This window comes from Haladaptatus ordinarius, assembly GCF_054177595.1.
In genome coordinates this window covers 22,200-49,083 of sequence record NZ_JBPEHH010000014.1, presented here as the reverse complement: position 1 = coordinate 49,083, position 26,884 = coordinate 22,200, and the positions used below count along the sequence as shown (strand labels likewise).

The following is a 26,884-nucleotide window of genomic DNA, read 5'->3' as shown; positions in this document are numbered from 1 at the left end:
TTATAGCTCGTCAATCTATTTCGATTCGTAATAGTGTCGGAAGCGTCGAGTGGCGGTAGCTCACTCCGCCTGTTCACGGACCGCGAGTTCGTCGCACTGGCGAGCACCGCGTTCGCCCGGAGTCAGGCGTACTCGACCATCCTCATCGCGCTGGCGCTGTACGCCGACATGTTCCACACGACGAGCACCGTCGAGGGACTGTTCGGGACGGCGTTCGCGGTGGTGCAACTGCTCATCGTCCTCCCGCTCGGCCGCTACATCGACACGCGCAACTCGAAGCGCATCCTGCTGGTCGGACTGTTGCTCAACGTCCTCGTCTTCGTCGGCTTCATGTTCGTCGAGAACGTCACGCACATCATCCTGATGCGCGTCCTGCAAGGGACGGGGGCAAGCATCCTCTGGCTCACCGGGATGACGGTGGTCGGCGAAATCAGCGACAAGGGCTCGCGCGGGTTGTGGATTGGAACCTACAATCAGGTCGGGGCACTTTCGAGCCTCGTCGGCGACATCTTCGGCGGACTCCTGCTCTACCTCTACGACTTTCGGCTCACGTACGTCGTGCTCTCGGTCATCACCATCGGGGCCTTTCTCTCCGTTCTCCTCTTCCTCCGGGACAACCCCGGAGGCAGAAAGGACCCCGAGGAGACGAGCGGGCGCGAAACCCTTCAGACGCTGCTCGGACGGTCCGCCATCAAGGCACTCGTGTTCTTCCGCCTCTCGTTCAGCGTCGGGAAGATGGCGGTCATCATCTTCCTCCCCATCTACGCCCGCAAGGGGTTCGGCATCAATCCGTTCGTCATCGGTGGTATCATGGCTGGGGGGAAACTGACCAAATCGCTCACGCAGGGGAAAGTCGGCGACTGGACGGACCGCGTAGACGACACCTATCGGTTCATCCTCGTGGGTGCGCTCGTGTACGCGTTCGGGACGGCGCTCATCCCGCTCGCCGGTGTGGCTCACCAGTACATTCCCGACACGACCGTCGCCGCGTTCGGCGGGGAGATGGTGGTTCCCGGTGCCTTCTTCGTGCTCTTTGCGGCCTACGCCGTGCTCGGAATCGGTGACAGTCTCCGGCTTCCCGCCAGCATGTCGCTGTTCGTCGAAGAGGGCGAGCAGTTCGACGCGGTGGCCTCCAGCCTCTCCCTTCGCTCTATCGCGTGGAAGGTCGGGCAGGTCGGTGGGCCGGTGTTCATCGGAGCCATCTGGGACGCGACGAGCGTCCTCGTCGCGTTCTGGTCGGCGGCGGCGTTCATCGTCGTCTCGGCTATCGTCTTCGTCGTGATGTACAGCACCGACCCCGCCCCGGACGAGTGTGTCGACCCGGTCACTGGGGATTAGAGCCGTCTGCGGGCACGTCGTGAACGGATTTTCCACCCACAGTACGCCTCGAACGACTCGTTTCCTCCACTCCGCCGCGAATATCGAACGACTGAAACCCTGTCCATCCGAGTCACCCGCTATGGGTGACCCACTGGAGACGCGAGACGAACAGTTGGACGAGATTCTCGAGAGACTGTACGACGAATACCCGGATGCGACCATCTCGCTCGACTTCACGAATCGCCTCGAACTACTCGTCGCGGTGATGCTCTCCGCGCAGTGTACGGACGAGCGCGTGAACGCGGAGACCGAGCACCTCTTCGAGAAGTACCGGTCGCCGGAAGATTACGCGAACGCGGACGTGGACGAACTCGCCGACGACCTGAGTTCCATCACCTACTACAACAACAAGGCCAAATGGATACGGAGCGCCTGCCGGACCATCGTCGAGGAACACGACGGCGAGGTTCCGGACACCATGGCCGAGTTGACCGACCTGACGGGCGTCGGGCGCAAGACGGCGAACGTGGTGCTCCAGCACGGTCACGACACGGTGGAGGGCATCGTCGTGGACACGCACGTCCAGCGACTGTCGCGTCGATTGGGGCTGACCGAGAAAGAACGCCCCGAAGCCATCGAAACCGACCTCATGTCGTTCGTCTCCGAGGAGGACTGGCAACAGTTGACCCACCTGTTCATCAGCCACGGCCGGGCGACCTGCACCGCCCGGAGCCCCAACTGTGACGACTGCGCCCTCGAAGACATCTGCCCGTCGTCGCAACTGGACAACGACGCCGACCTCGCCAGCGGCGAGGCGTGGAACTGACCGGCCGTCGAAACCGGGGCTGAACGAAGCGTTCAGAAGTAATCGGTGTACAGGATGAGAAATCGCGCCATACCGAGCGTCCACGCGAGCAACCAGAAGACGACGTAGCCCGCGACCCCGACGCGCAGTCGCCTGCGCCACGAATCCATGTTCTCGTGGAGCTCGCTGATGTCGACGTCCTGGTCCGGTTCGCCGTACAGGTCGTGGGCACGCTTGACCTGAAAGATTCTGACGATACCGGTGAGCGCCAGCACCAACATCGCGTAGGCCTGCAAGCCGAGAAAGACGTGCACTGCGGCGAGGCCACCCAGCTGGTCGAGGAGACGGGGGGCCATCCATCCGACGACGGGAATCGTCGTCAACAATAGCCCGACGAGGATTATCTTCAGATGGTAGGTGAGCAAGCTCCAGGTTACCGTCTCGGCTTCGAGGATGACCCACGCGCCGTAGAGATAGAAAGGAAAACTCGCAGTCACGACCAGCGCGACCACAGTCGCAATCGCCGCGTCGCTCACCATAATCGGAGGTTAGACCGGGGGGCGTTAAAGCGTGCGAAACGTCGGGCGTGTCAGAAGATGTTTAGCCGTCGAAGCGTAACCTTCGGATAATGGCCGACTCCGACAGTGGGACGCAGGGCGCAGACGACGATGTGCCAGAGAAATCCCGCGAGGAACTCCGCCGCGAGGTCGAAGAGAAGTACGATTTCGATAACTTCGGTCCCGAGGACATGGCGGAGATGACGCTCGAAGAGTGGGAAGTCGCGTTCGACCCAGACTCGTGGATTACGGGCCGCGAGTTACTCGACCGAGTCGAGGCCGACTTGAAACATCGAATCGCCGTCCGAGAAGTGTTCGCCGTGGTCGAGCGTATCACCCGCGACGGCGAACCCCAACTGCTCGCGTACTCCGACGAAGGCTACGCTATCGTCTACCCCGACGGGAGCGTCGAGGGGCGAGGGACGGTACTCCGTGACGTGAAACCGACCGTGGCGCTCGCGTCGATGGAGGAGTACGACGTTCCGGAGGTTTCCGAAGACGACCAACTGCCCCGACCCGACGACGTTCCGGAAGGAAGCGGCGAACTGGGGAACAAGTTGATGCAAGCCATCGCGGCCATCCACGTGCTCGCCGGAATCGGACTCCTCCTCGCGTGGTTCCTCGTCGCGCTCGGACTCCTCAGCCTTCCACAGCGAGTTCAGGGTGCGACGGCGCTCCTCGCCATCGTCGGTGCTGGCTTTCTCGTCTTCGGACTGTTCGTCCTGGTCATCGTCGCGAACGCTCGACTCTCCGATAGGTTCCGGTCGGAAGAGTACCGGAACCGGTTACGGTCCGCAGGGGTCGAATCGGGTGACCGACCCGACTTTCTTCCCCTGGACGAAAACGAGCAGGACGACTGAACGGACGAGAGGAGTTTCGAAAACCCTGTAGACGGGTATCCATCGGCATCGGTGGCTTTAAGCAAGTCCCATCCTGAGCAACACGTGTATGAAGAGGCGGGACTTTCTACTGGCGGCCAGCGGCGTTGCTGGCGGAACTGCCGCGGCGGCGGCACCCGCTGGTGCGCAGCAGACGACCACGTCAGGAGGTGGAAACCAGTCGGGCGGGAACGGGACTGGTGGAAACACCACGACGACGTCTGGCGGCGGCAACCAGTCGAGTGGAAACCAATCGAGTGGTAATCAATCAGAAGGCGGCGGCGGTGGCGGCGGGGCCACGAAGACGGTGACGACCGGCCCCGGCGGCGAACTCGTCTTCGAACCAGCCAAGCTATCGATATCGCCGGGAACGACGGTGAAGTGGGTGTGGGAGTCGAACACCCACAACGTCATCCCCGAGAGCCAGCCCAGCGGGTCGAGCTGGAAGGGCACGCCGGGTGGCGAGGCGAAGACCTACGACTCGGGCTACACGTACGAACACACGTTCGACACGCCGGGAACGTACGAGTACTACTGTGCGCCGCACAAGAGCGCCGGCATGACCGGGACCATCCAGGTCGGCGGTGGTGGCGGTGGCGGCGGCGGACAGGAAGAAGCGGACCCGGAGGAGATGGGCGTGCCGTTCCAGGCTCACTACGTCGGAATCGCGACGATTCTGATGATGGTCGTTTCGATCATCTACACGTTCTTCTTCCTGAAGTACGGCGAATCACCCCACACGAGCGGAGGGAACAGATAGATGTCATCGTCAGGAAGCACGTACGGCGACATTCATCGATACGAACCGGCACGGGAGAGTACGACTGCTGCTATCGCAATCGTCCTGTTGACGATAATCGAAGTCGTGTTCGTCGGCCTGTTCACCTACGGCCTACTCAACGGCTGGGGTCTCTCCGAGGTCGGGAACATGTATCTCGGGGGCATCCTCGCGGTCATCTTCATCGATCTCGCGTTCGTACTCATGCTGTACCGCAAGGAGTTCCTCCCCGACGTGATGATAGTCAAGAAGCGTCGTCGTAAATGGGAAGACCTCTACGTCCGCGAAGAAGAGCAGTACGGAACCGAATCGTTCGGTGACGCGTGGGAGCAGTTCAAACGAGCAGTGTACCCTTACTACAAACGATAAACAATGGCAGGAGACGACAAATATCCGGAAAGCACAGGTCGCCGCCGTTTCGTCAAAGGCGTCGTCGGGAGTGCGACCCTCGCCGGCTTCGGTACCGCCGGGGCCGCAGCCCTGAAATCGGCGACGTCCCCGACCGGCGAAGGTGGCGGAATCACCCAGTTCATGGGGATGGAGAACACGGACGGCCCCGCGCCGCGCGCGATGCCACAGATACCCATCGAGATAGACGGCGAGGGGTTCATCAAAGGCGTGTTTCCCAAGCCCAAGAAGGTAGAAGAGCAGGGTCGGACGATTACGGTCGCCGAGACGAACATCGGCGGAATCACCTACTCGGCCGAGTGGTTCCAGTACTGTGGTGTCCAGACGTACAAAGGCGTCGACCCGGAAGCCGACATGGACAACTACTTCCGGTACAAGGAAGGCGGCGCATACGACTGGCAGAGTAGCGAGGTCAAGGCAGGAGACAAGGTTCACGTCGACGACTTCAGCGATTACAAGACGTGGGGCAACGACATCGGAAAGTCCGGTCTCGGCAAGCCGGCGATGGTGACCTGGCGCTCGCAGGACGTGCCCGCGAGCCAGACGATGACCGTCCAACTCATCCGAAGCACGAACGTCGAAGAGATGGCGAACGAAAACGAGTGGCTCAAAGCGAGCACCCAGGAAGGGTTCATCGCCAACCTGAACAAGTGTACGCACTTCTGTTGTGTCCCCGCGTTCAAGGGCATCGCCGGTGCCGCGAAGTTCGGTGCCCAGGACATGATCTACTGTCCGTGCCACCAGTCCATCTACGACCCGTTCAGCATCGTCAAGAAATCGTTCGTGGCACTGCCACGTCCGGAGGACGAGTAGATGAGTATCGAACGCAAAGACGAACACGACCACGGTGAGTGGCTCCGTGAGAAAGACCTCACGCCCATCGAGAGCACGTTCCTCACGACGCTCATCTGGATGGACCGACGGTTCCGCATCGTGGACTATCTCGAGATTCTGGAGACGCTGTACTACCGCGTCAACCTCCAGATGCCGAAAAGCCACACCGAACAGTACGGGCTGGACAACAAGTTCTGGTACTGGTATCCCCTGTACGCGCTCGGGAGTTTCTCGACCATCGCGTACGTCGTGGCCGCCATCAGTGGCGCACTGCTCGGGTTCTACTACTCGCCGTCCACGGCGGGTGACCCATCCGCGGCGTACTCCCAGTTGGAGCTCATCATGACCGACCTCAACTTCGGGTTCATGCTCCGGAGTATTCACCGCTGGTCGGCACAGGTGATGGTCGCGGCAGTGTTCCTCCACATGCTCCGTGTCTACTTCACGGGTGCGTACAAGGAACCGCGCGAGGTCAACTGGCTCATCGGCATCGTCCTCATCAGCCTGACGATGGTGTTCGGTTACACGGGCTACCTGCTCCCGTGGGACCAGCTCGCGTTCTGGGCCGGACAGATCGGCGTCGAGATGAGCCTCTCGGTTCCACTCATCGGTGAGTGGGTCGCCCAACTGCTGTTCGGCGGGTTCAGTCTGAGTCAGGCCACCTTGCAACGCATGTACATCCTGCACGTGTTCCTGTTGCCGTTCGTGGTGACCACGCTCATCGCGGTCCACATCGGCATCGTCTGGATGCAGGGCATCGCGGAACCACACTGATACCAATGACCGACGAAAACGAAACCCAACCCCGAACTGACGGAAGCGGAACCGGCATCGTCCCGCCGGACGACGAGACCCCGTCGTGGCTCGAACGCAAGCAGCGCACGCAGGGTCTCTCCCGGTTGACCTACGAATACTTCGAACGCGCCCGCCGCGAAGACCAGGACCTCCGCGAGGAATCGAGTTACGTCGAGCGCGACGTGCTGGCGTTCCCGACGTGGCCACACGAGATGATTCGTAATCTCTCGATTACGAGTTTCTTTGTCGGGATGATTCTGTTCCTCTCGGCGACGCTCCCGCCACACCTCGGCCCGCCGGCAGACCCGAGTTCGACCCCGGCTATCATCCTGCCCGACTGGTATCTCTACTGGTCGTTCGGCCTGCTGAAGCTGGGGCCGCTCAACCCCGAACTCGCCATCCTCGGCGGTGACAAACTGATGGCAGACCGAACCTACGGTGTCGTCGCGAACGTCGTCGTCGTCGGCGCTATCGCTATCGTTCCGTTCCTGAACAAAGGAAGCGCACGACGTCCCGTCGAACAGCCGTTCTGGGCGGCAGTCGGCATGTTCGGCGTCGTGTTCGCCATCACCATCAGCGCGCTGTCCATCAAGAACCTGCTCCCCATCAACGCTCACCTCGCGTTCGACCTGACGTTCCTCGTGCCGATCGTGGCAGGAACCATCACCTACGCGGTGTTGAAATCGATGCGCGAAGGCTACATGTTCAGCCTGAACCGCCGGTACTACCGCCTGCGACCGCCGAAGTGAGCTGACTTTTTCAATGTCTGGACGGGACGACGAGTTCGAGACGAACTATTCTGTGTTCGGCGACGAAGAAAGCGACGGCGAAGACGCCAAATCGTCTGGGATTCGTTCCCGCGAGGTGGTCGTGCCACTTCGCATGTACAAAGTAGTGACCGTCTTCTCGACGCTGTTCGCCGTTATCACCGTGGTCGGTGGGTTCATCTCGCTGGACGTGGCGACCGACCGTGCGACCGCTCCGCTTCCGGAGGTCGATTTTCCACTCGCCATCTTCGGACTGATACTCATCGCTGCGGGAACGGTCGTGTACGCCTTCTCCACTCGGTTCCGCGCCGAAGGAATGGGAAAGTCTAAAGACGACTCCGACGAACCCTCGAACAATGGCTGACGAATTCGCGAAGGGACTCGGTATCGCCACGGCCGCGGGACTCGCCTGGATGGTGCTGTCGGGCTGGTATACGACCCCCGGCTTCGAAGATACACAGCTCATCGGCGAGATTCCGGGGAGTCTGGACATGTACGGCAACCTCGCCATCATCCTCCGCGAGGCGTTCTTCTGGTTCGCTATCTTCGGCATGATCTTCTTCTGGGTAATCGTCCCCGGCGTGCGCCAGATTCGGCAAGCACGGTCGTAAAACAGTTTCTCTCTCTTTCTCTTCCGAAAACCACACTGCCTCTCCAGTTTAACCGTCGATGCGCGTCCCCGGCGACCCACCGGAGAGGAACGCTCCAACGTCCTCGGGGCCGAAGATAGACGCCGGCGTCCCGAGTTCGAGCAACGCTCGCACCTTTCCTGCCATGCCGCCGGTCACGTCGGTCGAGTCGCTACCGCCGAGTACGTCCGCGACCTGTTCGTAGGCGGTGATTTCGGGGACGACCGACTCGGTCTCGTCTAAGACGCCGGGCACCGTAGAACAGAAGCCGACGCGGTCGGCATCGAGTTGGTTGGCGACCGAGACGACGAGTTCGTCGCCACTGACGACCGTCACGCCCTCGTCGACGTGTGCGATGACGTCACCGTGGAGGACGGGGACGAATCCCTCTCCGAGCATCGTCTCGACTTGCGCCGTCGGGAGCGTGAGCGTCGCCGTCTCGTCTCTCGCTCCGGTGGAGAAGGGATGGACGGGGACGGCGGGAACGTCGCGTTCGTGAAGACGAGAGAGAACGAACTGGTTCAGGGTCTTCATCGCCCCGTGGATGTCGATGACGGCACCGACGTCGTGACTCCCCGCCGTCTTCGAGACGCCGTGCTGGCTGGCGTGGTGGTGGCCGAAACTCCCGCCGCCGTGGACGAGGACGAGATTCTCGACGTTCGCCGCGCCGATTTCCTCGGCGACCCGAGTCAGGGTCGCGTCGTCTACCGTATCCGCACGGTCTTTGTCCGTGACGACGCTCCCGCCGAGTTTGAGCACGGTGAGACTCATTCCGCGCGCACCCCCTCGGTGTCTAGTTCGGCGCGGAAAACGTCCTCACACCCCGGCGTGAATCGGAGTGCGGTCTCCGTCTCGTCCGTCGGGTCGAGCGCGACGATACAGCCACCGCCGCCCGCCCCGGTGAGCTTCGCCCCGAGTGCGCCCGCGTCGCGAGCCGCCCACACCATGTTGTCGAGCGAGCGCGAGGAGACGCCCAGTGCCTCCAACAGACCGTGATTGAAGTCCATCAGTTCGCCAAGGTCCTCGACGTCTCCCGCTGCCAGCACCTGTTCCCCTCGTCGGACGATGTCGCCGATGATCTCGACGGTATCGGCGGCGAACTCGTACTCCTCGCGGAGCGCCCGAACGCCCGCGACGAGTTTTCCCGTGTCGCCAGTACCCCCGTCGAACCCGACGACGATGGGGAGGTCGGGGGCCTCGATAGCCCGGCAGTCGTCACCCTCGACGCGGACGGCCCCGCCGGTCGCCGAGCAGAACGTGTCGGCGCGCGAGGCTTCACCCTCCTGTACCGCGAGCTCTGCCCGATACGCTCGGTCTGCTATCTCCTCGGTCGGGAGTTCGACGCCCAGTTCGCGGGCAGCGGCGTCGATGGCTGCGACGGTCACCGCTGCCGAGGAGCCGAGTCCCGCTCCGAGCGGGATGTCGCTCTCGACGGTGATGTCGAAACCGGCGTCCGGCGTGTTGGCGGCCTCGCGGGCCTGTTCGATGGCGGCGTCGATGTAGCCCACTCCGGCCCGGACGAGCGATTCGGAGACGTCCACGTCGGGCGTTTCGTCCGTCCCGCCGCTGTACTCGACGGTGAATCCATCGATGCTCAGGTCCTTCGCGTGGACCCGGAGGCGGTCGTCTTCGCGCGATTCGACCGTCACGGTCGCCCTGCGCTCGATGGCACAGGGGACGGCAGGTTCCCCGTAGACGACGGCGTGCTCCCCGAAGAGGTATACCTTCCCCGGGGCGCTCGAAGTTGTCATGGTCTACTCTCGGTGAGCAGGGGGTATCACTTTTTTCGAATACCGCTCTCGTCGATGGGAGACGGTCGACCGGTAGTGGTTCGGTCGGGTCGAGCCAACGCATCTATCCTCGTGGAATGAGACTGATGGGGTATGACTGCGACAGTCGTCGAGGTCGAAATTCCGTCCGACGAGTTTGCCCTCAGCCGAGCGTTGTCGACACTCGGAGGTCTGGCGTTCGAAATCGAGCGAGTCGTCGCTCACGGCGACGACCACGTCATGCCGTTCGTGTGGGTGACCTGCGATGGGGGGTCTCGGGAAGATATCGAATCGGCTCTCGCCGACGACCCGACCGTCGAGGACGTCGAGTTGCTCACCGAGATGGAAGACGAGTGGCTCTATCGAATGGAGTGGGTCGACCAGATAGACACTCTTATCCAGATTCTCATCAACGAGGAAGGGACGATTCTCGCCGCGATGGGTGACGGCCACTCCTGGAACTTCCGCATCGTCTTTCCCGAACGGGAGTCCCTCTCGCGCACCTACGAATACTGTGAGAGCGAGGGGATGACACTCGACGTTCTCAACATCTATCGGTTAGAGGAGGGGCGGCGTGGACGTTTCGGACTGACCGAAGACCAACAGGATATGCTAACTCTCGCCTTCGAACACGGGTACTACGACGTCCCTCGCGAGGCGACGGCTGGCGACCTCGCCGACCAACTCGAGATCTCACATCAAGCCGTCTCTGAGCGATTACGCCGGGGCCACGAGAGCCTCGTCGAAAACGCACTTATCCTCGGAGAGGGGGCTGACGAACCGGACGACGAATGAGTCTCCGCGATACCGCTCCCGTGAACGAGCGGATACACGAACAGGCGTCGATGCCGCTTGCATCGCGGACAATTGCTGACCCGTTCAATCGGTGGCTGTCAAGTTACTGGGAACGAGACAGTGAGTTTTGAGTCGGGAGAAGGGAGACCGTTCGTCGGCCGTTATCGAGTGGCCGGTCTCGCAAAAGTGGTGGACGGCCCGCTGGCTCCGTTCCTGCCGGTCGGCCGTCGTCTCGACGGCCCAGCCACATTCGTCGCAGTCCAGACTATGTCCCCCGACCATATCTCTATCTCCGTCCGGATATGGGGTTAGAACACTGGTTGCGCCAGCAAGCGTTTTTACACCGGTTACCGGTCTCTCGGCCACCACCGACCATCGATATCCAGAGCCATCGACCGTGAGGTACTACCCGTGGCGACCACTCTCGAACGGGAGTCGACGCGTAAAACAGCGCAAATCCAAATACGGCGATTAAATCTCGCTCTCGAAGTCGTCGAGCGAGTAGGCGGGTTCCGCACCGCGGCGGTCGAGCGTCTCGTTGGCCAGCAGCCAGTAGACGACCGACAGCGCCTTGCGACCTTTGTTGTTCGTCGGGACGACGAGGTCGACGTTGCTCGTGTTGTTGTTCGAGTCACACATGGCGATGACGGGGATGCCGACCGTGATGGCTTCCTTGACCGCCTGTGCGTCACCGATGGGGTCGGTGACGACGACCACGTCGGGTTCGATGTAGCCGTCGTACTTCGGGTTCGTCAGCGTGCCCGGGATGAAACGCCCCGTGCGGGCGCGTGCGCCCACGGCGTCGGCGAACTTCTCGGCCGGGAAGCGACCGTACTGGCGCGACGACGTGACCAGTATCTGCTCTGGGTTGTAGTTGGCGAGGAAGTCCGCCGCCGTGCGGATTCGCTGGTCGGTCTTGCTCACATCGAGAACGTACAGGCCATCCGTCCTGACGCGGTGGATGAACCGCTCCATGTCCTCGGTCTTCTGTTGGGTACCGATGTGGACACCAGCGCCGAGGTAGTCCTCGACGGGGATGAGGAGGTCTGCCTCCTCGTCGCCGAGAACGTCCTCGTCGAACTGCGCTTCGTCTTCTTCGGTCTCGTCTGACTGTGCGGCGACGTCTTCGTCGGGGTCGACGTCGGGTTCCGCACCGGATTCGCCGGTCGGTTCCGCGTCGATTTCCTCTTCCGCGGCGTCGAGACCGTCTGGTTCTTCGTCTACCTGTTCGGATTCGTTTTCACTCATAGTCGTGATACGTTCTGCTCGATTCTGATGAGTTCGTTCAGCTTGGCGGTTCGCTCGCCGCCGACGGTACCCGTCTTGATGAACGGTGCGTCGGTCGCCACGGCGAGGTGTGCGATGGTCGTATCCTCGGTCTCTCCACTCCGATGTGAGATGACTGGGTCATAGCCGTTTTCGACGGCGAGTTCGATGGCGTCGAAGGCGTCCGACAGCGTCCCTATCTGGTTCGGTTTGATGAGGATACTGTTACCTGCGCCTTGCTCGATGCCGTCGGCGAGTCGGTCGACGTTGGTGACGAACAGGTCGTCACCGCAGACGAGCGTCTGTTCGCCCACGCGGTCGGTGAGTTCTGCGAACCCATCGTAATCGTTCTCATCGAGTGGGTCTTCGACGTAGACGAGGTCGTACTCGTTCACGAGGTCGGCGACGTAGTCGATCTGCTCGGCGGTCGAACGTGTGCGGTCGCGATAGTGGTACTCGCCGTCCTCGTACAACTCGGCACCGGCCATATCGAGCCCGAATCGGATATCGAACCCGAACTCGTCGCTGACGGTCGAGACGGCTTCGTCCATCACTTCGAACGCTTCGGCGTCGTCGATGGCGGGTGCCCACGCACCTTCGTCGCCTTTCGCCGACGGAACGTCACGGTCAGCCAAGACGTCTGCGGCTTCCTGATGGACCGCGGCGTTAGCGAACACGGCGTCTTGCACGCTGGGTGCGCCGACCGGAGCCGCGAGGAACTCCTGAATCGCCGTCGCGTCGGCAGCGTGTTCGCCGCCGCCGATGACGTTCCCGAGCGGAATCGGGAAGTTGTCGCCACGGAACGCACCACCGAGGTGCTGGTAGAGTGGCGCGCCGAGCACGTCCGCCGCGGCTTTCGCGGCGGCCATGCTGATGGCGACGGCGCTGTTCGCGCCGATTTCGGAGAAGTTCTCGGTTCCGTCTGCGACACGAAGGGTGCGGTCGACGTCGCGCTGGTCGCCGACGTACACCGTCCCTTCGAGCCGTGGAACCGCGTGCTCGCGGGCCGCGGCTATCGCTTCACCCGGTTCGAGTTCGATGGCCTCGTACTCCCCCGTGGACGCCCCACTGGGAGCAGCGGCTCGACCGAATCCACCGCTTTTGGTCTGCACGTCGGCTTCGACCGTCGCGTTGCCGCGCGAGTCGAGCACCTGACGGAGTCTGACGCGTTCGATGAGCGTCATTTCTTCCCCTCACGTCGGACGGTGAACGGGAGCACACCGGCGTCGTACTCCTCGGCCGCTATGAGTATGGGCTGGGACTCCTCGGTCTCGATGAGGACCGGTGCGCCGTACGACACCTGCAGTGCTCGTGCGCCGAGGATTCGTGCTTTCTCGTATCGGGAGTAATGTTGTTGTGCCATCACTGATAAGGTGCGACGATGTCCACGAGGTCTTTGTGTGAGACGATCATCCGTCGGCAGCAGTGACGCTCGACGCCGAGATCGTCGAGAACGTCTGCTGGGTCTTCGTCACCCATCTGCGTCTCGGCACGCGCCTTGTACTCCTGCCAGTGTTCACCGATGACGTTGCCGCACGTGAAACATCGAACTGGAATCATCATGGTTGGACCACCTCAGCGGTAGGACTTCTGATAGCGGGCGCGGGCACCGGGGCCGCCCCACTTCTTGGGTTCGGACTGGCGAACGTCGTTGACCAGCAGGGAACGGTCGAACTCCATGAACGCGTCGCGGAGTTCGGCGTCACCCATGTGCTGGACGAGACCGCGGGCGATGGCGGTGCGGACGGCGTCTGCCTGTCCGGTGATTCCGCCGCCCGAAACGGTGACCTCGACGTCCACGCTCTCGCGCTCGTCGTCCGCGATGCGGAACGGTTCGAGCATCTTGAGGCGGGCCATCTCCGGGTCCACCAGTTCGACTGGTTTCGAGTTGATTCGCACGCGACCCTCGCCTTCCTTGACCGTGGCGCGGGCGATGGCCGTCTTCTTCTTACCGCTCGTGTTCGTTACCATGTGACGTTAGCACCTAGGTGTTGACTGACTTCGCCCAGCTGGACGAAGCGGATGTTCGAAAGTCGGTCTAGTGACGTTCCGTCGAGGATTTCGCCATCCTCGTCGTACGGATTGCCGACGTAGACGCGAACGTTCTCGAAGGCCCGACGGCCACGCGGCTTCTTGTACGGAAGCATGCCGCGAATCGACCGTTTGGCTATCATATCGGGACGTTTCGGGTAGTACGGACCCTGGTCGGAGCTGAGATTGAATCGCGTCTCGAACTTCTCTTTGACGTCCTCTTCGCTACCGGTGATGATAGCTTGCTCGGCGTTAACGACGGCGACTCGCTCGCCGTCCAACGCCTTCTGTGCGACTTGACTCGCCACACGACCGAGAATGCAATCTCGGGCGTCGACGACGACGTCTGCGTCGAATTCCGCGATACTCATCGAATCACCCGGACGTTCGAGCCGTTGGGGTTCTGTTCGATTGCCTGTTCGAGTTTTATCGGTTCGCCGTTCGCCTGCTCTATCTTCGTCTGTGCAGTCGAGGAAAAGTCGACTGCGGCGACAGTGACGTTCTTCTGCAGGACACCGCTCCCGAGAACCTTCCCGGGTACGACGACGGTCTCGTCTTCCTGCGCGTACCGCTCGATGCGGCCCAGGTTGACCTCCGCGTGCGTACTCCGTGGTTTCTCGAGGCGTGTCGCAACGTCGCTCCACACGTCGGCATCCGAGTTACGGGACACCGACTTGAGTTCGGCGATGAGACTACTGAGCCTCGGGTTAGTTTTACTCATGCTACTTCCTCCAGTGTTGAGAACGGATGCAGGGAGCAGGATTTGAACCTGCGGACTCCTACGAGACAGCGCCCTGAACGCTGCGCCGTTGGCCAGACTTGGCTATCCCTGCACGCTAAGAATACGTGCGTACCCTCGTGGGCAACACACTGTTGACTGTGGCCCTTCAAACCAGTTTCGGTTGCCGGGGCGCGAGACGCCTCGGATTCCGCGAGCGACCGCTGCCCGCGAGTCTGCCGTTCCCGAAAGCAGTTACTCCGGGTAAGGCCGACAGACGCGTCAGGGTGGTTCGAAAGGCCTGTCATGGTTATAGTTGAATTGCCTGTTCGAGTTCGTCTGCGCGCGCGACAAGAGTATCGACGGCTTGCGTCACCAGCTCTTCGACGGTGAACGACCCGTCACTCTCGACGTGGAACACGAAGGCGTTCGACACGTCGTGGACCTCGACTTCCTTTCCGGGGAACCGCTTCGTGAGGTCATGGTCGAACGACTCCGTCGGAACGAGTTCGCCGTCGTCTTCGATGACGCCGCGGAGAATCTGGGGTTCTTCCTCTCCGAACTCGTCCCGGTCGCCGACGACTTCGACGCGCTGTAGGTGTCGATAACCGACCGCGACGCCGCCCTGATGTTTGGCGTGTTCCTTGCCCGAATCGAGCACCGCGTCGGCCTCGAGTTCGAGACGCTGGTCGTCTTTCAGGTCGATAATCGGGACGTTGTCGTCGGCGGGTTGCACCATCTCGTCGGAGCTGATGAGGTCGCCCGAGAACGCGGTTCCCGGCCCCGACACGTCGAGGCTGAGCGTCACGGTGTCGCCAACCTCGAACTCGCCGGGTGGCGTCGTCAACGGGACGAGACCGAGACGCAGACCGATTTGCTCGTCGAACATCACCGAGGAGTTCTCGATGACGCGGAGCGTATCGATAGACAGCGTCGGAACGTCCGCAATCATCGCCCGCCGAACACCGTTGGCGAACGCCGGGGTGACGTTGCGAACGAGGAACCGCGCCTTGCGTTCGTCGCCGTCGATGAACTCTACGTCGAAGTCTTCGGTCATGTGTTAGAATCCACTACCTTTCGGTGCGCGAGTACCGTCGTGCGGAATCGGCGTCACGTCCTCGATACGGCCGATTTCGATACCAGCACGTGCGAGTGCGCGAATCGTCGCCTGCGCACCCGGTCCGGGGTTCTGCTGTAGGTTGCCACCGGGGCCGCGCACGCGGACGTGCAGGCCGTCGATGCCAGCAGCTTTGACCTCCTCTGCGACCGTCTCGGCCATCTGCATGGCCGCGTACGGCGAGGACTCGTCGCGGTTCTGTTTCACGACCGTCCCACCGGAGGACTTCGCGATGGTCTCCGCACCGGTGAGGTCGGTGATGGTGATTATCGTGTTGTTGAACGATGCGTGCACGTGGGCGATGCCCCACTTCTCGTCGTTGTCGCTCATTCGTTACCCTCCGCGCGTTCTGGATGTAGTTCGTCCGCAAGCGGGCTTCCCTCGTCGAAGGCGACGTAGTCTTCCTCGTCGACTTCGACTTTGTACGATGGAATCGACACACGGCTGTCGTTGACCGTGACGTGCCCGTGCGTGATGAACTGGCGAGCCTGTTTCGGCGTGTGGGCCAGTCCTTTCCGGTACGCGACGGTCTGGAGCCGACGCTCCAGAACGTCCGTGATGTCGAGAAGCAACACGTCACCGAGTTCGTCGCCCTCGTCGAGGACGCCGATTCGCTTCAGTCGGGAGAGGAACTCGTCGGCCTCTTCCGCTTCGTCACCCGTGATGCTGCCGAGGAGTCGGCGAGCCTCACGGCGGAAGTTGCGAAGCTGACTCTGGGTGCGCCAGAGCTCTTCTTTGTTCTTCAGGCCGTACCGGTCCATCAGACCACGTTCCTCGGCAATTCGCTCGCCCTGGAACGGATGATTCGGCGTCTCGTAGAACTTCGTGTTCTCACCGGGGAGCGACATTATTCCTCGTCACCCTCCGCTGCTGCGGCCTCTTCTTTGATCTCTTCGACGTTCACGCCGATCGTCCCCTCGGTCCGTCCCGTAGACTTGGTTCGCTGACCGCGAACTTTCTGTCCACGCTTGTGACGGAGCCCTTTGTAGGAGCTGATCATCTTCATCCGGTTGATGTCCTGACGACGCGTCATCGACAGGTCGTTGCCGGTTTCGTGAGTTGATTCACCGGAGAAGTATCCGTTACGGTGGTTCGTGAGCCACTCGGGAACCTCTTCGGCGTAGTTCTCCACGGCTTCGACGACGCTCTCGATGTCGTCCTCGTCGAGGCGGCCGAACGTCGCTGTTCGGTCGACGTCTGCCTCCTCGGCGATTATTCGTGCCGTGCGACGACCGATCCCTTTCATCTCTGAAAGCGACCGCTCTACGGATTTCGTCCCATCGAGGTCTGTTTGCCCGATGCGGACGAAGTACCGAAGGTCGTCGTCTTCGTCCTGTGGTTGTTCCGTACTCATGGTTGATAGGTTGGAGCGTCGAGGGAGGGATTCGAACCCTCGAGGCTTGACGCCACAGAGTTAGCAACCCTGCGCCGTGGGCCAGACTAGGCTACCTCGACACACTCACTTACGTTCGCCCTTCCGGACTCGGGATACGTATCCCTACAGTTGTCTGCACCTCATCCTACCGGGGGTTACTATTTAAACGCAACGAATGACGCTCGTACGGCACGATACGCCGCCGCCACCACCACGGAGACCGCGTACGCACCGACTAGGAACGGTGCCCAGAACACCCACAGTTCGAACGTCGGAAAGAGATAGCTACCGACTGAACTTCCGAGCGTGAGTGCGAGATACCCCGGTAGCGCGAGTGGCGTCATGAGTCGCGTGTCCAGTGCGCCGACGACGAGTGGGGCGACTAGCAGGATGTACGCACCTATCACCGCTCGTCCGGCGAACACCTCTCGAACGTTCATCTGTTCGTCCTCCGTTCGATACCGTGACGAGAGAGTAGTTCGCGTGCAACGCGTTTCGTCCACCGGGTTCTCGTCTGTGAGTCGAGTAGAAACTTCGTCGTCTCGACGATGTATCCCGGTTTTCCGAGGTCACCCGCCACTTTGTGAATCAACATCGGCCGTGACCCGTCTAGCTCGCCTCCACGACGGTACGCGTGGTAGGGCATGTGCCACGGCACGACGTCGTCGTTCACCCGTTCTGCAGTCTGCTTTGCGTACTCGCTCGCGCCACCGACGTCCGTCGGCCAGATTACCTGCCCGACGGACGACTCGTGGTAGCCATAGATTCCGAGCGAACGATGTAAGTCGAGTACCACGTCCGGTTCGTGGCGGGAAACCACGTCCCAGATGGCTCGCGCGAGTTTCGACTCCGGTTTCTCGCCCGTCGGAAACATCCGATTCAGGTCGCCGTTCGCCCCTTCTCGGCGGTCGTGTCGAATCGCCACCTGATTCGCCTTCGGCAGGACGACGAGCGTCCCACCTTCGATTTCCCACTCCGCAATCTCACTCGCCGCACGATATCCGCTCTTTTCGTCACCGTGTATCCCACCGACGACGAGTGCAGTCGGACCTTTTCCCCCCTCTCGGACGTACATCTCCGTCTCGTGTTTCGTCCCACCGAGAATCGTGTTCGAGGACGCTCGCGTTCCCCTGCTCCCAGTTCCGACGACCGGAGCAGTGACGGCACCGCCAGCCAACGTCCCCATCTTTACGAGAAATCCTCGTCGTCGCATACGGGAGAGCGCGTAGTCAGCCCCTATCAACCTTGTCGCCGTCTCAGGCGTCGATGTACTGGTCGTTAACCTCCCACTCGCCCTCGTCGTTTCGAATCATGTACTCTCCGTAGTAGGGAACGCGGTTCGCAACCGTCTCCCGGAAGGTTTCCCTGATTTCGGCTTTCGTCATCTCTCCCATCGACCGCAGGTCGTCGTTGCGATTCAGACATCCCTTCAGGTACCCTTCGTGCGTCACGCGCACGCGATGACAATTCGAACAGAAACTCGGATTTTCGACCGGGTCGACGATCTCGACCATTCCGCCGTTTATCCAGTACCGTCTTCGGCCGTGCATCTCCCGAACTTCGACGTCGTCGGCCTGCTCTTCGAGCCAATCGTGAACTCGCTGGATGTCGATCGCCCACTCCGGCTTCCCGGTCAACTCGGGCATGTACTCGATGAGCTGCAACTGGAGTCCCTCGTTCTCGGCGACGTGCTCGACCATCTGAGGAACGTATCCCGCAGTCGCCTCGAAAACCACCATGTTGAGTTTTACTGGGACGAGTCCTGCATCGAGAGCCGCGTCGACGCCTTCGAGTACTTTGTCGTACGCGCCACTCTTCGTCACCTCCGCGAACGATTCGGGGTCGAGGGCGTCCTGCGAGACGTTCACGCGCTCCAGTCCCGCCTCGCGGAGTTCGTCGGCCCTTCCCGGAAGGAAGGTGCCGTTCGTCGTCATCGATACCTCCATCTCGTCCGGCGTTCGGCGGATGATTTCCACCAAATCCTCCCGGAGCATCGGCTCACCTCCCGTGAACTTCACCTTACCGACGTCGAACTCGCGGGCGACCTCCAGAAATCGAACGACGTCGTCGGCACTCATCTCGTCGTCCTGTGGCTCCATCGGTCCGCGGGTGTCCCCAAGCCCCTCGTTGTGACAGTAGACGCAATCGAAATTACACCGGTCGGTAAGTGAGACGCGTACACCAGTTACTTCGCGCCCGAACGAATCCTCGAGCATCATCAACGTCTTTCGGACGAATATTCTTAAACTCGTGGGACGGTACCGCCTGGATGTAACCAGATTTGGTTACGTCTCCCCCCAGGGAGAAACCACCACTTGCTACCAAACGGTAAATTATATTATTGGTTTGGCGATGTTGACGACGGTTTCGAAACCGATCTACGAGACCCAACCAAGTTCGTCCAGTTCACAAGTCTTATCGACGAGTCGTACGCTAGTCGTCGATATGGACGAAGCTGACGTTCGAGAACTCCTCCGATCGGTTACAGACCCCGACCTCGACGAAGACATCGTCTCCCTCGGCCTCGTAAACGACATCACTGTCGACGGAGAGAGTGTACGCGTGTCGCTCGCACTCGGTGCGCCGTACGCCCCGCACGAGAGTGAGATTGCAAACCGTGTCCGTGAGGTCCTCGGTGAGGAAGGACTCGAAGCAGAGCTTTCGGCTCGCGTCGATAGCGATCTCTCGACGGGAGAGCAAGTGCTTCCCGGTGTCAAGAACGTCATCGCCGTCGCGTCAGGAAAAGGCGGCGTTGGAAAGAGTACCATCGCCGTTAATCTCGCTGCTGGATTAGCCAAACTGGGCGCCCGCGTCGGTCTCTTCGACGCGGACGTCTACGGACCGAACGTCCCGCGCATGGTCGCGGCTGACGAGCGACCGCAAGCCACCGAGGAGGGGAATCTCGTACCGCCGGAGAAATTCGGTGTGAAACTGATGAGCATGGCGTTTCTCACCGGGCAGGACGACCCCGTCATCTGGCGTGGTCCGATGGTCCACAAGGTGCTCACTCAGCTCTGGGAAGACGTCGAGTGGGGGCAACTCGACTACATGGTGGTCGACCTCCCACCCGGAACGGGCGACACGCAACTCACGCTCCTTCAGAGCGTTCCCGTCACGGGTGCTGTCATCGTCACCACGCCACAGCGTGTCGCGCTGGACGACGCGGAGAAAGGGCTCCGGATGTTCGGTAAACACGAGACGCCAGTTCTCGGCATCGCGGAGAACATGAGCACGTTTCGATGCCCAGACTGCGGGAGCGAACACGACATCTTCGGGCGCGGCGGTGGTGCCGCGTTCGCCGACGAACACGACATGCCGTTCCTCGGTGCTATCCCACTCGACCCCTCGGTCCGAACCGGTGGCGACGAAGGGACGCCCACCGTCCTCGACGACGAGAACGAGACAGGCGATGCCTTCCGCGTACTCACGGAGAACGTCGCCAACAACGTCGGTATCGTCAACCGCCAAAAACTGACCGAGGAGTGACCCGTGGCTCGAGAGACGGAATCGTTCGAACCTGACGAAGACCGGATGGAGACACTCCGTGAAATCGCCGACGACATTCGCGGGGAGAGTAGCGAGAGCAAACTCCTCGCCGCGATTCTCTACCGAGTCAGTGACCTGTTCGACCCCGACGAGGAGACGACGACGCGAGATATCTACGTCAACATGCGGGAGATTATTCGGACGAAAGATTCTGACAAGAAGTAAGCTTATACCGTCAAAATAGATTATGCTTGTTCTCCTGCAAACTGGAAAAAGGCAAACAAAATAGCGCCACCTACTGAAAGAGGAACCAAAGTAACAACAGATTTACTGAATAAATATACCATTTGTTCAACCATCATAGGTTTAGCAGCTTCTATGCTCATGTTAGTCGTCAGTCCTATTATCCTAAATAGATACACGGGGCGACTGCGAGAAATGACAGTAGCGAACCGAAGGCAACTGCATACGCCCAATAGTTGGTCATATTTATTTTATTATAGAATACCAATAATCACAAGTGTTCTGCTCATTCTAGTCGATTCAATATTCTGATGTAGTCAATCTGGTTCCTTTTCAACACCAATAGAACGCCCTCCAGTTATTAGACCATCATTAAACAAGACATTTCTCTCTCCACATCTTCGAAATCAGTCGTTAGGACCCATCTATCACGATAAACCCTTGCTAATGTATGGCAAAGGCTTTACCACCTTGCGTCGCATCTTCTAGCCACTAGGCCGGAAGGCCAGGAGTTACAATTATGACGGATGACGAACTAATCTGGCGAATCGCAGGTGGTTCCGGGGACGGAATCGACTCGACGAGTCAGAACTTCTCGAAAGCCCTGATGCGTTCGGGGCTGAACGTATTCACGCATCGACATTATCCGTCGCGCATTCGCGGCGGCCACACCTACGTGGAGATTCGCGCGGCCGACCACGAGGTAAAATCACGAGGGGACAACTACAACTTCCTCCTCTCGCTCGGGGACGGTTTCGCGCGTAATCCACAGGAAGAAGCCTACTACGGCAACGAAGAGATAAAGCCCCTGTCGGAGAACTTAGACGAACTCCGAGAAGGCGGCGTCATCGTCTACGACGCCGGACTGCTCGACACCGACGACATCCCGAACTTCGAAGAGCGCGTCGAGGAGAACAACTGGCACGTCTTCGACCTGGACCTTCGAGCGCTCGCAAAGAAACACGGCAGAGAAGTCATGCGGAACACCGCCGGTGTCGGCGCGACGTGTGCCATCATCGGCCTCGACCTTGACGTCGTCGAAGATCTGATGAGCGAGGCAATGCCGGAGAAAATCCTCGAACCCAACCTGGAGATTCTCCGGGAAGCCTACGAGGACGTCAAGGAGAACTACGACACGGACGTCGGCATCACCGTGCCCGAGAGCGAGCACGAAGAAGAGCAGGTGCTCATCTCCGGAAGTCACGGTATCGCGTACGGGGCCATCGACGAAGGATGCCGGTTCATCTCGGGCTATCCGATGACTCCGTGGACCGACGTGTACACCATCATGACCCAGCATCTCCCGGACCTCGGCGGTATCTCCGAACAGGTCGAGGACGAAATCGCCGCCGCCGCGCTCGCCATCGGTGCGAGTCACGCCGGCGCGAAGGCGATGAGTGGGTCGTCCGGCGGCGGATTCGCACTCATGTCCGAACCGCTCGGACTCGCCGAGATGACGGAGACGCCCATCGTCCTCGTCGAGTCGATGCGCGCAGGGCCATCGACGGGGATGCCGACGAAACCTGAACAGGGGGACTTAGAACACGTCCTGTACACGAGTCAAGGAGACTCGAATCGGGTCGTCTTCGCACCCGGTGACGCCCGCGAGTCGTACCTTCAGACGCGAAAGGCGTTCGAACTCGCCTACGACTACCAGATTCCGTCCATCATCCTCTACGACCAGAAGCTCTCCGGCGGACACGAGATGGTGCCGGAGTCGGTGTTCGACCGCGACCCGAACCCGGACATCGGAGCGGTCGTGACAGAAGAGGACATCGAGGCGGGAGAACGCCTCGCAGGTCGGTTCAAACGATACCGCTACGACGGCGAGGACGGCGTCAGCCCACGCTCTCTGCCAGGACAGAAGGGTGGCAACTTCCTCGCGTCAGGAAACGAGCACAACGAGGCGGGTCACATCAGCGAGGACGCGGACAACCGCGTCACGCAGATGGACCGTCGAATGTCGAAACTCGTTGCCATCCGCGAGGAACTCGACGCGATGGACGAGTCTCACCAGACGGTGTACGGCGCGGACGACGCCGACTACGCCATCCTCAGCTTCGGGAGCACGAAAGGTGCTGTCGAGGAAGCGGTCGACGTGCTCAACGACGCCGGACACTCGGTCAAAGCGATGAACGTCAGCGACATGGTCCCGTTCCCGAAAGACCAGGTCAACGAGTTCCTCGCAGACGTGGACGAAGCGCTTGTCGTCGAGATGAACGCCACGGCACAGTTCCGCAGGCACATTCAGGGTGAGACGGGTCGCCACGGCGAGAAGCTGTTCAGCCTGCTGAAATACGACGGCAATCCGTTCGAACCGGCCGATATCGTACGCGGCTTCGAATCGCAGCTGGACGGAAGTGCCGAGCTAGCGCACAACACGCGCATCGAATCAGCAACGGGTGACTGAAATGAGTGTATTCAACGCAATCGGAGAAGAACGAGAGATCGATTCGGACGAGTTCACACCAAGCCTCGAACCGCAGGCGACGTGGTGTCCTGGTTGTGGTGACTTCGGCGTCCTCAAGGCGCTGAAACAGGCGATGCCCGAAGTCGGGCGAACGCCGGACGAGACGCTGCTCGTCACGGGTATCGGCTGTTCCGGGAAGCTATCGTCGTACTTCCAGAGTTACGGCTTCCACTCCATCCACGGACGCTCCCTGCCGGTGGCACGTGCGGCCAAACTCGCCAACCCGGACCTCGAAGTCATCGCTGCAGGCGGTGACGGTGACGGCTACGGAATCGGCGGGAATCACTTCATGCACACCGCGCGTGAGAACCACGACATGACCTACATCGTCTTCGACAACGAGATTTTCGGCCTGACGAAGGGCCAGACTTCGCCCACGTCGCCGAAGGGACACAAGTCGAAGACCCAGCCACACGGCAGTGCGAAAAGTCCGATTCGACCTCTGTCACTGGCGCTCACCTCGGGTGCGAGTTACGTCGCACGAACCGCGGCGGTCAACCCGAACCAGGCGAAAGAGATACTCGCCGAAGCGATGGAACACGACGGGTTCGCGCACGTGGACTTCCTCACGCAGTGTCCGACGTGGAACAAGGACGCCAAGCAGTATGTCCCGTACATCGACGTACAGGACAGCGACGATTACGACTTCGACGTAAACGACCGACACGAGGCAGCCGAGATGATGCGCGTAGCCGAAGACTCCCTCTACGAGGGAACGGTGCTCACCGGTCGATTCTACGTCGACGACGAGCGTCCGTCCTACCAGCAGGAAAAACAGGCGACGGGTGACATGCCGGAGACGCCGCTGGCAGAACGGTACTTCGACGACGATTACGAGTGGGAACGGAGCTACGACCTGCTCGACCGCCACAAGTAATCTCGTTTCGCTTCTTTCGGTCGTTCGTCCAACCTTTCCGCGGGAGACAATGTGTTTACTACTTCGCAAGGTATTTTTTCCTGTGCGGCAAACGACCTGGTAACATGAGTACGGAATCGACAGCAGACCGTATCCTCCGTGTTTTAGAACACGACGCACAGGCGTCGTACTCGGAGATTGCAGACAGAGCGGGAGTATCCAAACCCACCGTCAGAAAGTACATCGACAAACTCGAAGACGACGGCGTTATCGTCGGCTACTCGGCGGAAGTCGACCCGAAGAAGCTCTCGAGCCAGAGCATCGCGCTCGTCGGTGTCGACGTCGAGAGCGAACGCTACGTGGAGGCAACGCGGGCGTTGAAAGAACTCGACGACATCGAGACGCTCTATACGAGCAGCGGTGACCACATGCTGATGGCGGAGGTTCGTGCACCCGACGGCGACGCAGTCGGTGACGTGATTTCCGACCAGATTCTCACCATCGACGGCGTCTCAGCGGCCCATCCTTCGTTCCTGCAAGAACGTCTCAAATGAGCTGAATCGATTGCAGTCCTCGTTCCAGTGCCTCGGTTTCCGTTTCCGTTTTCAACTCCGTCAGTGACGATGGCGGCGCGGGGTTGTTCTGCGAGTTGGAGTTGGCGTCTGCTGGGGGACGTTGGTCGGACGATGACGCCGACTCGGCGACATCGGTCGGACGCAGTTGCAGGTGCCACCAACCGACGTCCTGCCACGCCCCGTGCTTGTACCCGACGTCTCTGTACACGCCGACCTGTTCGAACCCCATCGACTCGTGTAGTCCGACGCTGGCTGGATTGGGAAGCGCGATTCCCGCGTACGCGTTGAAAAATCCCTGTCGTCGCAGGAGTGCGAAGAGCGATTCGTAGAGACCACGTCCGACGCCCTGGCGACGAGAGTCGCCCCGGACGTAGACCGAGACGTCGACCGACCACCGGTAGGCGTCTCGAGTTCGGTGCTGACTCGCGTATGCGTATCCCAGAATCTCGCTCTCGTGTTCGCAGACGAGCCACGGATAGGTCGGACGCGTCGTTTCGATTCGTTCAGCCATCTCGTCGTCGTTCGGGGGGTCGGTTTCGAACGAGACGACCGTCTCACGGACGATAGGTGCGTAGATGGCCGCGACGTGTGGGGCGTCGTCTGCCTCGGCGAGTCGGATGGAGACCATCCTCCCGACCTGCGTGCCGAGGCGAAATAAATCGTCGTCTCGCCGATTGCACACAAGAGATTTGGAGGCAGCGACGGAAGATTCGGTGATGGCTACCTTCCAGCGTGAGGTCTGGGTGAACGCACCGTTCGAAGATGTATGGCGGTTTCACTCGACGACCGACGGGTTGGAGGCGCTGACACCCACGTGGATGCATCTCCGAGTCGAGGGCGTTCGAGGGCCGGACGGCGAGCCAAATCCCGACGTCCTGGAAACGGGGACCGAGATTCGGCTTTCGCTCCAACCGTTCGGGATCGGCCCGCGTCAGCGGTGGCACTCGGAAATCACGCGACGCGAGGTTCGCGGTGGGGCAGCCGTGTTTCAGGACGTGATGAGAGAGGGACCGTTTCCCGAGTGGCGTCACTCGCATCTCTTCTACGCCGGCGACGGACGAACGCTGGTGCGTGACAGGGTGGACTATCGGTTCCCGGCACTCGGCGCGAGGGGGAGTCCACTCGCGAAGGTCGGCTTCGAACCGATGTTCTGGTACCGTCACCGAAAGACGAAGGAGTTGCTGGAGCGGTGAGCTTTAAGCCCGTTTCCGTGGAACGTGCCAACGTATGACAGACGTAGCCGTTATCGGTGGTGGTCCCGCCGGACTGAGCGCCGCGCTGTTCACCGCCAAAAACGACCTCGAAACCGTCGTCTTCGACACGGACGAGACGGCGATGCACGCCGCGTGGCTCTACAACTATCTCGGTATCGAGAGCATCGGCGGCGACGAGTTCATGGAAGTCGCCCGCAAGCAAGTGGACGACTTCGGTGCCGAACGAAAACAAGGCGAGGAAGTGACCGACGTCGAGGAGACCGCCGACGGATTCTCCATCTCGACCGATTCGGGTGAGTACGACGCCAAGTACGTCGTCTTCACCACCGGCCGGTCGCGGGAGATGGCCGAAGCCCTCGGCTGTGAACTCGCCGACGACGGCACCGTGAAAGTCGATATGGACAACGCGACGACGGTCGAGAACGTCTACGCGGCCGGGTGGACTGCACGCGCCGACAAGATTCAGGCCGCCATCTCGGTCGGTGGGGGTGCGGCCGCGGGGCTGGACGTTCTGAGTGCGGAGAAAGGCCGCGCGTTCCACGACTTCGATACGCCCGACGACGCGGAGTAGTTACTCGTCGAACTCGCCGTAGTCGCCGCCGAACTTCATGAAGAAGTACGCCAGGCCGAGGGTGAACACTAGCGCCCCCGAGGTAGCGACGCCGAGCGACTTCGCACTCCCCGGAATCGCAGGTTCGGACGACCCGCCGCCACCACTGGAACCGACCTGGATGGTTCCGGTCATGCCGGCGCTCTTGTGCGGCGCACAGAAGTACTCGTACGTTCCCGGCGTATCGAACGTGTGCTCGTACGTATAACCCGAGTCGTACGTCTTGCTCTCGCCACCCGGCGTGCCCTTCCAGCTCGACCCGTCGGGTTGGCTCTCGGGGATGACGTTGTGGGTGTTCGACTCCCACTCCCACTTCACCGTCGTTCCCGGCGAGACCGAGAGTTCGGCCGGTTCGAAGACGAGTTCGCCGCCGGGGCCGGTCGCCACCGTCTTCGACCCGCCGCCACCGCCGCCGCCGGAGCTTTCGTTTCCACCGGAACCTTCTTCCTGGGCCGACGCCGTTCCAGCCGCACCAGCGGCCGCAACGCCCGCAGAACCGAGGAGAAATCCGCGTCGAGTGACCGATTCGTCCGCTTCCCCATCTGTCATGGACGGGGCTTAGTCCCGGTGGGTACTGAATACTTTGGT

At 61.0% G+C, this 26,884-nt stretch carries 39 protein-coding genes and 2 tRNA genes; 18 read left to right on the top strand and 23 right to left on the bottom strand.

All coding sequences use genetic code 11. The features are described from left to right. The first annotated feature begins 33 nt into the window (after positions 1 to 33). Both ACR3FF_RS07520 and nth read left to right on the top strand, forming a co-directional pair. Positions 34 to 1,338 (top strand): MFS transporter, encoded by a 1,305-nt coding sequence (locus ACR3FF_RS07520; RefSeq protein WP_458187374.1) that lies wholly within the window; start codon positions 34 to 36, stop codon positions 1,336 to 1,338. Between the two features lie 121 nt (positions 1,339 to 1,459). Then, on the top strand, positions 1,460 to 2,146 hold the full coding sequence (nth, locus tag ACR3FF_RS07515; protein WP_458187373.1) for an endonuclease III: 687 nt from the start codon (positions 1,460 to 1,462) through the stop codon (positions 2,144 to 2,146). A 32-nt stretch (positions 2,147 to 2,178) separates the two neighbouring features. On the opposite strand, the gene ACR3FF_RS07510 is transcribed toward nth, so the two are convergent. Beyond that, complete coding sequence (locus ACR3FF_RS07510) at positions 2,179 to 2,664, bottom strand: DUF7321 family protein (protein ID WP_458187372.1); 486 nt, start codon at positions 2,662 to 2,664, stop codon at positions 2,179 to 2,181. An 89-nt stretch (positions 2,665 to 2,753) separates the two neighbouring features. Here ACR3FF_RS07510 and ACR3FF_RS07505 point away from each other — a divergent pair, with 89 nt between their 5' ends. The 8 genes from ACR3FF_RS07505 (at position 2,754) to ACR3FF_RS07470 (ending at position 7,753) form a co-directional block, all read left to right on the top strand. Continuing rightward, the gene (locus ACR3FF_RS07505) at positions 2,754 to 3,542 is read left to right on the top strand and encodes a DUF7319 domain-containing protein (protein WP_458187371.1); all 789 of its coding nucleotides are present in this window, start codon (positions 2,754 to 2,756) and stop codon (positions 3,540 to 3,542) included. An 88-nt stretch (positions 3,543 to 3,630) separates the two neighbouring features. Next, positions 3,631 to 4,320 carry a plastocyanin/azurin family copper-binding protein gene (locus ACR3FF_RS07500; RefSeq protein WP_458187370.1) on the top strand — a complete coding sequence of 230 codons (690 nt, stop codon included), beginning with the start codon at positions 3,631 to 3,633 and terminating at the stop codon, positions 4,318 to 4,320. Next, on the top strand, positions 4,321 to 4,707 hold the full coding sequence (locus ACR3FF_RS07495; RefSeq protein ID WP_458187369.1) for a DUF7318 family protein: 387 nt from the start codon (positions 4,321 to 4,323) through the stop codon (positions 4,705 to 4,707). It abuts the gene before it with no gap. Between the two features lie 3 nt (positions 4,708 to 4,710). Continuing rightward, the gene (locus ACR3FF_RS07490) at positions 4,711 to 5,559 is read left to right on the top strand and encodes a ubiquinol-cytochrome c reductase iron-sulfur subunit (RefSeq protein WP_458187368.1); all 849 of its coding nucleotides are present in this window, start codon (positions 4,711 to 4,713) and stop codon (positions 5,557 to 5,559) included. Next, positions 5,560 to 6,354: a cytochrome b gene (locus ACR3FF_RS07485; protein WP_458187367.1), complete on the top strand. Its 795-nt coding sequence runs from the start codon at positions 5,560 to 5,562 to the stop codon at positions 6,352 to 6,354. A 5-nt stretch (positions 6,355 to 6,359) separates the two neighbouring features. Further along, entirely contained in the window at positions 6,360 to 7,124 is a 765-nt protein-coding gene (locus tag ACR3FF_RS07480; RefSeq protein ID WP_458187366.1) for a cytochrome b family protein, read from the top strand. 13 nt (positions 7,125 to 7,137) lie between these two features. After that, entirely contained in the window at positions 7,138 to 7,506 is a 369-nt protein-coding gene (locus ACR3FF_RS07475) for a DUF7315 family membrane protein (RefSeq protein ID WP_458187365.1), read from the top strand. Continuing rightward, entirely contained in the window at positions 7,499 to 7,753 is a 255-nt protein-coding gene (locus tag ACR3FF_RS07470; RefSeq protein WP_458187364.1) for a DUF7314 family protein, read from the top strand. Before ACR3FF_RS07475 ends, ACR3FF_RS07470 begins: the two co-directional genes overlap by 8 nt. Positions 7,754 to 7,801: 48 nt before the next feature. On the opposite strand, the gene ACR3FF_RS07465 is transcribed toward ACR3FF_RS07470, so the two are convergent. Both ACR3FF_RS07465 and mvk read right to left on the bottom strand, forming a co-directional pair. Beyond that, entirely contained in the window at positions 7,802 to 8,542 is a 741-nt protein-coding gene (locus ACR3FF_RS07465; RefSeq protein WP_458187363.1) for an isopentenyl phosphate kinase, read from the bottom strand. After that, the gene (gene mvk, locus ACR3FF_RS07460; protein WP_458187362.1) at positions 8,539 to 9,522 is read right to left on the bottom strand and encodes a mevalonate kinase; all 984 of its coding nucleotides are present in this window, start codon (positions 9,520 to 9,522) and stop codon (positions 8,539 to 8,541) included. The genes ACR3FF_RS07465 and mvk overlap by 4 nt, the downstream gene beginning before the upstream one ends. Before the next feature lie 132 nt (positions 9,523 to 9,654). On the opposite strand from mvk, the gene ACR3FF_RS07455 reads away from it, so the two are divergent. Next, positions 9,655 to 10,335, top strand: coding sequence for a bacterio-opsin activator domain-containing protein (locus ACR3FF_RS07455; protein WP_458187361.1), 681 nt, complete (start codon positions 9,655 to 9,657; stop codon positions 10,333 to 10,335). Positions 10,336 to 10,419: 84 nt separating this feature from the next. Here the strand turns inward: ACR3FF_RS07455 and ACR3FF_RS07450 are convergent, their stop codons facing one another. From ACR3FF_RS07450 to moaA, 17 genes are all read right to left on the bottom strand, one after another. Then, the gene (locus ACR3FF_RS07450; RefSeq protein ID WP_458187360.1) at positions 10,420 to 10,617 is read right to left on the bottom strand and encodes a hypothetical protein; all 198 of its coding nucleotides are present in this window, start codon (positions 10,615 to 10,617) and stop codon (positions 10,420 to 10,422) included. Positions 10,618 to 10,806: 189 nt separating this feature from the next. After that, the gene (gene rpsB / locus ACR3FF_RS07445; protein WP_458187359.1) at positions 10,807 to 11,583 is read right to left on the bottom strand and encodes a 30S ribosomal protein S2; all 777 of its coding nucleotides are present in this window, start codon (positions 11,581 to 11,583) and stop codon (positions 10,807 to 10,809) included. Beyond that, positions 11,580 to 12,785 carry a phosphopyruvate hydratase gene (gene eno / locus ACR3FF_RS07440; RefSeq protein WP_458187358.1) on the bottom strand — a complete coding sequence of 402 codons (1,206 nt, stop codon included), beginning with the start codon at positions 12,783 to 12,785 and terminating at the stop codon, positions 11,580 to 11,582. Before eno ends, rpsB begins: the two co-directional genes overlap by 4 nt. Then, positions 12,782 to 12,964 carry a DNA-directed RNA polymerase subunit K gene (locus ACR3FF_RS07435; protein ID WP_458187357.1) on the bottom strand — a complete coding sequence of 61 codons (183 nt, stop codon included), beginning with the start codon at positions 12,962 to 12,964 and terminating at the stop codon, positions 12,782 to 12,784. The genes eno and ACR3FF_RS07435 overlap by 4 nt, the downstream gene beginning before the upstream one ends. Then, complete coding sequence (locus tag ACR3FF_RS07430) at positions 12,964 to 13,164, bottom strand: DNA-directed RNA polymerase subunit N (RefSeq protein WP_458187356.1); 201 nt, start codon at positions 13,162 to 13,164, stop codon at positions 12,964 to 12,966. The genes ACR3FF_RS07435 and ACR3FF_RS07430 overlap by 1 nt, the downstream gene beginning before the upstream one ends. Positions 13,165 to 13,176: 12 nt before the next feature. After that, positions 13,177 to 13,572, bottom strand: a complete 396-nt coding sequence (locus tag ACR3FF_RS07425; protein WP_458187355.1) for a 30S ribosomal protein S9 — start codon at positions 13,570 to 13,572, stop codon at positions 13,177 to 13,179. Next, positions 13,566 to 14,003, bottom strand: a complete 438-nt coding sequence (locus tag ACR3FF_RS07420; protein ID WP_458187354.1) for a 50S ribosomal protein L13 — start codon at positions 14,001 to 14,003, stop codon at positions 13,566 to 13,568. Before ACR3FF_RS07420 ends, ACR3FF_RS07425 begins: the two co-directional genes overlap by 7 nt. Beyond that, entirely contained in the window at positions 14,000 to 14,353 is a 354-nt protein-coding gene (locus tag ACR3FF_RS07415) for a 50S ribosomal protein L18e (protein WP_458187353.1), read from the bottom strand. The genes ACR3FF_RS07420 and ACR3FF_RS07415 overlap by 4 nt, the downstream gene beginning before the upstream one ends. Before the next feature lie 27 nt (positions 14,354 to 14,380). Further along, positions 14,381 to 14,465, bottom strand: a tRNA-Leu gene (locus ACR3FF_RS07410). 195 nt (positions 14,466 to 14,660) lie between these two features. Next, positions 14,661 to 15,407 carry a DNA-directed RNA polymerase subunit D gene (locus ACR3FF_RS07405; RefSeq protein WP_458187352.1) on the bottom strand — a complete coding sequence of 249 codons (747 nt, stop codon included), beginning with the start codon at positions 15,405 to 15,407 and terminating at the stop codon, positions 14,661 to 14,663. A 3-nt stretch (positions 15,408 to 15,410) separates the two neighbouring features. Continuing rightward, positions 15,411 to 15,797, bottom strand: a complete 387-nt coding sequence (locus ACR3FF_RS07400; protein WP_458187351.1) for a 30S ribosomal protein S11 — start codon at positions 15,795 to 15,797, stop codon at positions 15,411 to 15,413. Beyond that, on the bottom strand, positions 15,794 to 16,315 hold the full coding sequence (locus tag ACR3FF_RS07395; RefSeq protein WP_458187350.1) for a 30S ribosomal protein S4: 522 nt from the start codon (positions 16,313 to 16,315) through the stop codon (positions 15,794 to 15,796). The genes ACR3FF_RS07400 and ACR3FF_RS07395 overlap by 4 nt, the downstream gene beginning before the upstream one ends. After that, the gene (locus ACR3FF_RS07390; protein ID WP_458187349.1) at positions 16,315 to 16,821 is read right to left on the bottom strand and encodes a 30S ribosomal protein S13; all 507 of its coding nucleotides are present in this window, start codon (positions 16,819 to 16,821) and stop codon (positions 16,315 to 16,317) included. The genes ACR3FF_RS07395 and ACR3FF_RS07390 overlap by 1 nt, the downstream gene beginning before the upstream one ends. 16 nt (positions 16,822 to 16,837) lie before the next feature. Continuing rightward, positions 16,838 to 16,922: transfer RNA gene (locus ACR3FF_RS07385), tRNA-Ser, on the bottom strand. Positions 16,923 to 17,000: 78 nt separating this feature from the next. After that, entirely contained in the window at positions 17,001 to 17,282 is a 282-nt protein-coding gene (locus ACR3FF_RS07380) for a hypothetical protein (RefSeq protein WP_458187348.1), read from the bottom strand. After that, positions 17,279 to 18,055 (bottom strand): M99 family carboxypeptidase catalytic domain-containing protein, encoded by a 777-nt coding sequence (locus ACR3FF_RS07375; RefSeq protein WP_458187347.1) that lies wholly within the window; start codon positions 18,053 to 18,055, stop codon positions 17,279 to 17,281. The genes ACR3FF_RS07380 and ACR3FF_RS07375 overlap by 4 nt, the downstream gene beginning before the upstream one ends. 43 nt (positions 18,056 to 18,098) lie before the next feature. Next, positions 18,099 to 19,058: a GTP 3',8-cyclase MoaA gene (gene moaA, locus ACR3FF_RS07370; protein WP_458187399.1), complete on the bottom strand. Its 960-nt coding sequence runs from the start codon at positions 19,056 to 19,058 to the stop codon at positions 18,099 to 18,101. A 229-nt stretch (positions 19,059 to 19,287) separates the two neighbouring features. On the opposite strand from moaA, the gene ACR3FF_RS07365 reads away from it, so the two are divergent. Both ACR3FF_RS07365 and ACR3FF_RS07360 read left to right on the top strand, forming a co-directional pair. After that, positions 19,288 to 20,328, top strand: a complete 1,041-nt coding sequence (locus ACR3FF_RS07365) for an Mrp/NBP35 family ATP-binding protein (protein WP_458187346.1) — start codon at positions 19,288 to 19,290, stop codon at positions 20,326 to 20,328. Positions 20,329 to 20,331: 3 nt separating this feature from the next. Continuing rightward, a complete protein-coding gene (locus tag ACR3FF_RS07360; RefSeq protein WP_458187345.1) occupies positions 20,332 to 20,553 on the top strand; it encodes a DUF7976 family protein in 222 nt (73 codons plus the stop codon). Positions 20,554 to 20,573: 20 nt separating this feature from the next. Here ACR3FF_RS07360 and ACR3FF_RS07355 read toward each other — a convergent pair whose 3' ends face one another. Continuing rightward, complete coding sequence (locus ACR3FF_RS07355) at positions 20,574 to 20,714, bottom strand: hypothetical protein (protein WP_458187344.1); 141 nt, start codon at positions 20,712 to 20,714, stop codon at positions 20,574 to 20,576. A gap of 377 nt (positions 20,715 to 21,091) precedes the next feature. Between ACR3FF_RS07355 and ACR3FF_RS07350 the strand changes: the two genes are divergently transcribed. The 3 genes from ACR3FF_RS07350 (at position 21,092) to lrpA1 (ending at position 24,451) form a co-directional block, all read left to right on the top strand. Further along, on the top strand, positions 21,092 to 22,981 hold the full coding sequence (locus ACR3FF_RS07350) for a 2-oxoacid:acceptor oxidoreductase subunit alpha (RefSeq protein ID WP_458187343.1): 1,890 nt from the start codon (positions 21,092 to 21,094) through the stop codon (positions 22,979 to 22,981). Between the two features lies 1 nt (position 22,982). Then, the gene (locus tag ACR3FF_RS07345) at positions 22,983 to 23,918 is read left to right on the top strand and encodes a thiamine pyrophosphate-dependent enzyme (protein ID WP_458187342.1); all 936 of its coding nucleotides are present in this window, start codon (positions 22,983 to 22,985) and stop codon (positions 23,916 to 23,918) included. A 104-nt stretch (positions 23,919 to 24,022) separates the two neighbouring features. Further along, positions 24,023 to 24,451, top strand: coding sequence for an HTH-type transcriptional regulator LrpA1 (gene lrpA1, locus ACR3FF_RS07340; protein ID WP_458187341.1), 429 nt, complete (start codon positions 24,023 to 24,025; stop codon positions 24,449 to 24,451). Here the strand turns inward: lrpA1 and ACR3FF_RS07335 are convergent. Next, positions 24,444 to 25,100: an arsinothricin resistance N-acetyltransferase ArsN1 family B gene (locus ACR3FF_RS07335; RefSeq protein ID WP_458187340.1), complete on the bottom strand. Its 657-nt coding sequence runs from the start codon at positions 25,098 to 25,100 to the stop codon at positions 24,444 to 24,446. The genes lrpA1 and ACR3FF_RS07335 overlap by 8 nt on opposite strands. An 88-nt stretch (positions 25,101 to 25,188) precedes the next feature. Here ACR3FF_RS07335 and ACR3FF_RS07330 point away from each other — a divergent pair, with 88 nt between their 5' ends. Continuing rightward, a complete protein-coding gene (locus ACR3FF_RS07330; protein ID WP_458187339.1) occupies positions 25,189 to 25,665 on the top strand; it encodes an SRPBCC family protein in 477 nt (158 codons plus the stop codon). Between the two features lie 34 nt (positions 25,666 to 25,699). After that, positions 25,700 to 26,257 (top strand): NAD(P)/FAD-dependent oxidoreductase, encoded by a 558-nt coding sequence (locus tag ACR3FF_RS07325; protein WP_458187338.1) that lies wholly within the window; start codon positions 25,700 to 25,702, stop codon positions 26,255 to 26,257. Here the strand turns inward: ACR3FF_RS07325 and ACR3FF_RS07320 are convergent, their stop codons facing one another. Then, a complete protein-coding gene (locus ACR3FF_RS07320; RefSeq protein WP_458187337.1) occupies positions 26,258 to 26,845 on the bottom strand; it encodes a plastocyanin/azurin family copper-binding protein in 588 nt (195 codons plus the stop codon). It lies immediately after the preceding gene. Positions 26,846 to 26,884: the final 39 nt, after the last annotated feature.